At 45.1% G+C, this 521-nt stretch carries 1 protein-coding gene; it reads right to left on the bottom strand.

Annotated features, from left to right (window positions below):
- The coding region (locus AC1D2Q_RS29570; RefSeq protein WP_477815556.1) for a phytoene desaturase family protein at positions 1-521 on the bottom strand (521 nt) is incomplete at both ends.

Below are 521 nucleotides of genomic sequence, written 5' to 3'. Positions count from 1 at the left end.
CCTCAGGGAAGTAGGCGCCAAAGTGCTGCTCTAAATGCGGAATCACATTAAGCGTTGCCGGTGCCGAATACGGGTTTGAACCATTGTAAGTGGCATAGCGGTCATAAAACTGCACCAGCCTGTCATCCTTAAAAAAAGTCTCATTGGCCTTATGCATGGTGCGAAATGCATCGATCTTTGAAAAGTTGAAGACCGACTTTATGGTATCCCAGTTTAAATAAGTTTTAAGCCTATGCAGCGATTTCTCCAGGAAAACATGATTGGTGATGCGGTAAATTTCGGCGCTGCGGGCCAGGTATTTTTTTATGGATTCTGTAGATTCATCTGTGTTCAGATACACGTCTTCGGCAAACAGTTTGGTGTTTGCAAAGGCCATTATCTGGGTCCCGTCTTCGTAAAAGTATTGGCATACTTTATCCAGTTTCTGGTACCTAAAAAAGTCGGCAGTTTTTTTACCGGCAAGGGTAAACAGTTCATCAACATAGGCCGGCATGGTGAACAGGCTGGGCCCGGCATCAAAC

The organism is Pseudomonas sp. P1_A1 (assembly GCF_056406935.1).
Note: the sequence above shows the minus strand (reverse complement) of the source record. Positions and strands in the feature narration are given on the sequence as shown.